Here is a 4,810-nt window from a genome sequence, read left to right as displayed (position 1 = left end):
CTAGCGTGATGGGATGAAGGTAGTGTCGATAGTGGGCGCTAGGCCCAACTACGTCAAGCTCGCGGGGGTCCACGGGCCGTTCTCTAGGCTCTTCGAGCACGTGATCGTCGATACCGGCCAGCACTACGACTACGAGATGAGCAGGGTCTTCTTCGAGCAGCTCTCCATACCGGAGCCGCACTACTTCCCCAGCGTGGGCAGCGGAACCCACGGCTACCAGGTCGGCGAGATCATCAGGCGCGCGGAGGAGTTCCTGCTGAGGGAGAGGCCCGACCTCGTTGTGGTCTACGACGACGCTAGCTCGGCGCTAGGTTGCGCGCTGGTTGCTGCCAAAGCAGGCTGTAAAGCTACTCACGTTGACGGTCTAGAAGATTTGAAAGGAAAGGATGAGCAAGTCGCTAATCACATTCCGGCTTCAGACTGCTTTGCTTTCCAGCTCGCAAGGACAGAGGCCTTTATAGCTTGTAGAGACGCTACTCAAGTGCGCTGCTTTCTGCCATTGGCTCGCAAGGAATTTCTTCCTTCAGGCTCTGAGGTGGCGAGATGAAAGCAAGGCTATGCGTCTTGGGGCTCGGCTACGTAGGGCTCCCTACAGCCGTCGTGTTCGCCAGCAAAGGATTCAGTGTCGTTGGCGTCGACGTTGACGAGAGGAAGGTAGATTTGGTTAACAAAGGCATTAGTTACCTCCATGAACAGCATCTTAATGAAATGCTTAGAGATGCCGTTTCCCGTGGTACGCTAAAAGCTACCACCGATGCAGTCTCCGCCGTTAGGAATTCTGAAGCTGTTATCATCGCTGTCAACACCCCTGTAAGAGGGGATGTCGTTGACCTTAGTCAGCTAGAATCCGCCCTCGAGTATGTCAGAAGGGCTCTCAGAGTTGGCTCGTTGGTTGCTATAGAATCAACCGTCCCGCCCGGAACCACTGCCGGCTTAGTTAAGAGGACCCTCGAAGAGAGCGGGCTGAGGGCTGAAGAAGACTTCTACTTGGCCTACGTTCCGGAAAGAGTCGCTCCAGGCAGAGCCATTGAAGAGTTGTTGACTGTCCCGAGGGTTGTGGGAGGGGTCGGCCCGAAGTCCACGCAGAAGGCCATCGAGCTGTACAGTAATGTTAATCAAAGGCTTTACGCTACTGACGCCACTACTGCTGAGTTCGTCAAACTTATAGAGAACTCTTTTAGAGATCTTAATATTGCTTTTGCGAATCTTCTAGCATTAATATCTGAGAGATTGGGCGTAGATGTCTACGAGGCGATCAAATTAGCAAATACCCATCCTAGAGTGAACGTTCATAAGCCGGGCCCCGGTGTTGGAGGTCCCTGCCTGACTAAGGATCCGTACATGCTGTTCAAAACTGGTAAAGGAGTCTTCGGATCGGATATCATACTGTTAGCGCGTAGAATAAATGATTACATGCCACTCCATACTATAAAGATTATTAAAACCGCCTTGCGGGAAAATGGCATCAGTATCAAGGGAGCGCGGATCGCCATTCTGGGAGCAGCTTATAAGGGCGGTGTAGGCGATACCCGCGAAAGCCCCTCTGGGATCGTCGTCAGAGAGCTCCTCAACGCGGGCGCGGACGTGATCGTCTACGACCCCTACACGAGTGAGAGCTTTGGTGCAAAGAGAGTCTCCTCCCTCGAGGAGGCTTTTAAGGAGACAGATGCTGTGGTCGTTGTAACTGACCATCCAGAGTTTAAGCAAGTAGATTTAAGTGGCGTGGGCAAACTGATGAGGCATAAGATAATTGTCGACGGTAGAAGGGTATTCGATCCGTATGTGGCGCACGGAGAGGGGTTTAAATACTATGGTATAGGTTTCGGGAAAAGATTAACTTTTAATGATAACAGTTGACGCATGAAAACTGCGCTCAAGTCTGGTTCGCCAAGTAGGTTGGGTTCGGCGGGAGATGGATGAGGGTCGCCGTAGTCTTGGGCACGAGGCCCGAGATCATCAAGCTGGCGCCGGTCGTCAAGGAGCTGGAGAGGCGGGGCATCGACTTCTTCATCATCCACACGGGGCAGCACTACTCCTACAGCATGGACAGGGTCTTCTTCGAGCAGCTCGAGCTGCCCGAGCCCAGGTACAACCTAGGCGCCGGCTCGGGGACCCACGCGGAGCAGACCGCGAGGATACTCGTGGGCGTCGAGAGGGTGCTGGTGAGGGAGGGGCCCGACGCGGTGGTCGTGCAGGGCGACACGAACTCGACGCTCGCCGGAGCACTGTCGGCGGTGAAGCTGGGGGTGCCGGTGGCCCACGTGGAGGCGGGGCTGAGGAGCTTCGACATGTCCATGCCCGAGGAGGTGAACAGGGTCGTCGTCGACCACGTCTCGGCACTCCTCTTCGCCCCCACCCAGCTGTCGAGGAGGAACCTGGAGCGGGAGGGGGTATTCGAGGGGGTCTACGTCACGGGCAACACCGTGGTTGACGCCGTGGCGATGTACCTGCGCCGCGTAGAGGAGGCGGAGCTGCCCCTGGACCCGCCGGAGGAGTACGCGTTCCTCACCCTCCACAGGCAGGAGAACGTGGACAACCCCCAGCGCCTCGCCAGCGCGATGAGGGGCGTCGGGCTGGTAGCGGAGAGGCTGGGGCTGCCCGTGCTCTTCCCGGCGCACCCGCGCACGCGCGCGAGGCTGGCGGAGCACGGCATCAGGGTGTCCGACGGCGTCGTCCTCCTCGAGCCGCTCGGCTACTTCCAGTTCCTCAAGCTCCTCAGGGGCGCGAGGCTCGTGCTCACCGACTCGGGCGGCGTGCAGGAGGAGGCCTGCACCCTGGGGGTGCCCTGCGTGACCCTGAGGTACAACACCGAGAGGCCCGAGACTGTCTACGTGGGAGCCAACGCAGTGGCCGGCTTGGATCCGCAGAGGATCCTCAGCAGGGCGCTGGAGATGGTGGGGAGGCGAGGGGGATGGCCCAACCCCCTGGGCGACGGGAGGGCCGCTGAGAGAATCGTTAAAATACTGGAGGAGGACGTTGGCTAGATGGCGAGACCTAAGTGCGCTGGGAGCTGGGCAGCCATGGTGGGCCTGCGAAGCTCCCTGTTAATGGGGCTCCCGGGGCCAGCCAAGCTCGTGCTCCTCCGCCTCTCGGGGCTTCCCCTGCTGAGGCGCGTCGTGTTCGAGTTTGAGAGCGCAGGCATGATTTACTACGCTAGAGCACAGGACTGGTGGCGCTTCGCCTGGCCCTTCGAGCCGAAGACCATGCGCTTCCTCCTGCGGAGCGCTGAGCCGAGCGACACCTTCCTCGACGTGGGCGCGCACATAGGCCTCTACGCCGTCGGCTTAGCGAGGAGAGTCGCGAGAGTTTACGCTTTGGAGCCAGAGCCTTCCAACTTCACGCTACTAATGAGAAACGTGGTCATCAACGGCCTCCAAAGCAAGGTTGTAGCGTTGCCCGTAGCGCTCTCCGATAGGGACGGCTGGGCTGAGCTGTGCGTGCAGAAATCCTCCGGCGCACACACGCTTGAGAAGTCGGAAGGTTGCGAGAAGACCGTGAAGGTGCTCACGCTGCGAATGGATACGCTCGTAAGGCTGCTCAATCTAAAAACGATCGAAATAGTTAAAATTGACGTTGAAGGGCATGAGATGAAGGTCATCAATGGTATGGAGAACATTCTTCAAAAGAATCCTCCGAGAGTGCTAGTGATCGAGATCCTCAGAAGTAACGTCCACCTCTTAGGGAGGTTGAAGGCGATCGGGTATGAGATTTTCGAGCTTGACCGTTGGGAAGGTGTCTCCTGCAATTACGGCCTGCTGCTGCACCGATAGCAGGGAATGAGATAGGTGGTGATAGTTAGGGGTTCGCCCAAACCTGCAGCTTCTGAGATCCAGCTCTTAAGTTTAGTTAAAGAAGTTTTAAACTGGTTATTAAAAGTTTAGAATTAGGTTAAAGAACTGACCTCTTCCTTTAACTCTTCCCTTCTGAGCTCGAACGCCACCGTCCCCCTGCACGTGTAGGGCTTCCCGGGATCCGGGCACTGGGCGTAGCCTACGTCGTCCTCGGTGTCGATGCCGAGCTGCCTGGCCGGGACGCCCTTCAGGAGGGGGGACAGTAGCGTGAGCATCGAGCCAAGAGCGTGGAGGCACACCCTCACGCTCTGCCCGGGCGCTATGTAGAACCCCTCGGCCGTGAAGGAGTCGCCCGGGGCGTAGCCCGCTGCGCAGCGGCCGCGAACCTCCTTGACGGTGACCTGAACCTTGTAGCTGCCCACGCCATATCCTCCGCGAAGGACTAGAAATCGGCTTCGGCCCCAGCGTTTGGAGCTTCCAGGGGATCCCGCGACCCCTTGTTCGGGTGAAGCTGGACTCGGGGGGCCAGATGGAGAGGTTCGAGGAGGCGCTCGGCAACGAAAGCCGTCGCACGTAAGTTGCTTAAATAGCCCTCCGCGCATATAGTAGAATACCTCCCGCCGGCCTTGGATAGGGCCCTCGAGGTCGTCGTAAAGAGGCTTGAGGAGGGCGAAAAGCTTAGGCCGGGGGCCCAGCAGTACTGACGATCGCGGTGGTGAGGGGACCTCAACAGGAGGATTGGCGAGACCAGCAAGAGAATCGATGCGGTGGCCGACCCTCTCGGCAAGAGGGTTGACGGCGTGTATCAGCTGCTCGGCGAGGTGCGGGAGACCATGTTCGACATGCGGAGGCTGATGGTCGAGGTGCACCGCGAGATCGTCCAGCTGAGGAGCGACGCAGGCGAGGTAAAGGAGAGGCTGGCGGGCCGCTAGCGTTGCGGATGTGCCAGGAAGGGCGTCTGCGGGTGGTGGGTGCGGCTCTGGGCCTTGTGGGAGGGCCCGGATAGGCGCTGGGGGGAG

The 4,810-nt window shown here is 58.6% G+C and carries 6 protein-coding genes; 5 read left to right on the top strand and 1 reads right to left on the bottom strand.

Going from position 1 to position 4,810, the window contains the following annotated elements; genetic code table 11:
- Positions 1-100: 100 nt before the first annotated feature.
- From ACP5KC_RS08820 to ACP5KC_RS08805, 4 genes are read left to right on the top strand one after another with little or no spacing between them, the layout of a single operon-like run.
- Positions 101-547: a UDP-N-acetylglucosamine 2-epimerase gene (locus tag ACP5KC_RS08820; RefSeq protein WP_428287310.1), complete on the top strand. Its 447-nt coding sequence runs from the start codon at positions 101-103 to the stop codon at positions 545-547.
- Positions 544-1,857 carry a nucleotide sugar dehydrogenase gene (locus ACP5KC_RS08815; RefSeq protein ID WP_428287309.1) on the top strand — a complete coding sequence of 438 codons (1,314 nt, stop codon included), beginning with the start codon at positions 544-546 and terminating at the stop codon, positions 1,855-1,857. Before ACP5KC_RS08820 ends, ACP5KC_RS08815 begins: the two co-directional genes overlap by 4 nt.
- A gap of 59 nt (positions 1,858-1,916) precedes the next feature.
- Entirely contained in the window at positions 1,917-2,984 is a 1,068-nt protein-coding gene (wecB, locus tag ACP5KC_RS08810; protein WP_428287308.1) for a non-hydrolyzing UDP-N-acetylglucosamine 2-epimerase, read from the top strand.
- A gap of 36 nt (positions 2,985-3,020) precedes the next feature.
- Complete coding sequence (locus ACP5KC_RS08805) at positions 3,021-3,770, top strand: FkbM family methyltransferase (RefSeq protein WP_428287307.1); 750 nt, start codon at positions 3,021-3,023, stop codon at positions 3,768-3,770.
- 113 nt (positions 3,771-3,883) lie between these two features.
- Here the strand turns inward: ACP5KC_RS08805 and ACP5KC_RS08800 are convergent, their stop codons facing one another.
- Positions 3,884-4,213: a TIGR04076 family protein gene (locus ACP5KC_RS08800; RefSeq protein WP_428287306.1), complete on the bottom strand. Its 330-nt coding sequence runs from the start codon at positions 4,211-4,213 to the stop codon at positions 3,884-3,886.
- 345 nt (positions 4,214-4,558) lie between these two features.
- On the opposite strand from ACP5KC_RS08800, the gene ACP5KC_RS08795 reads away from it, so the two are divergent.
- Positions 4,559-4,723: a hypothetical protein gene (locus ACP5KC_RS08795; protein WP_428287305.1), complete on the top strand. Its 165-nt coding sequence runs from the start codon at positions 4,559-4,561 to the stop codon at positions 4,721-4,723.
- Positions 4,724-4,810 lie beyond the last annotated feature (87 nt).

This window comes from Infirmifilum sp., from assembly GCF_049970975.1.
In the GTDB taxonomy this organism is placed as follows: Archaea; Thermoproteota; Thermoprotei; order Thermofilales; family Thermofilaceae; genus Thermofilum; species Thermofilum uzonense.
Note: the sequence above shows the minus strand (reverse complement) of the source record. Positions and strands in the feature narration are given on the sequence as shown.

Coding starts and splice junctions, on each gene's coding strand:
- ACP5KC_RS08815 (WP_428287309.1), top strand. CDS start 544: ATGAAAGCAAGGCTATGCGTCTTGGGGCTCGGCTACGTAGGGCTCCCT.
- wecB (WP_428287308.1), top strand. CDS start 1,917: ATGAGGGTCGCCGTAGTCTTGGGCACGAGGCCCGAGATCATCAAGCTG.
- ACP5KC_RS08805 (WP_428287307.1), top strand. CDS start 3,021: ATGGTGGGCCTGCGAAGCTCCCTGTTAATGGGGCTCCCGGGGCCAGCC.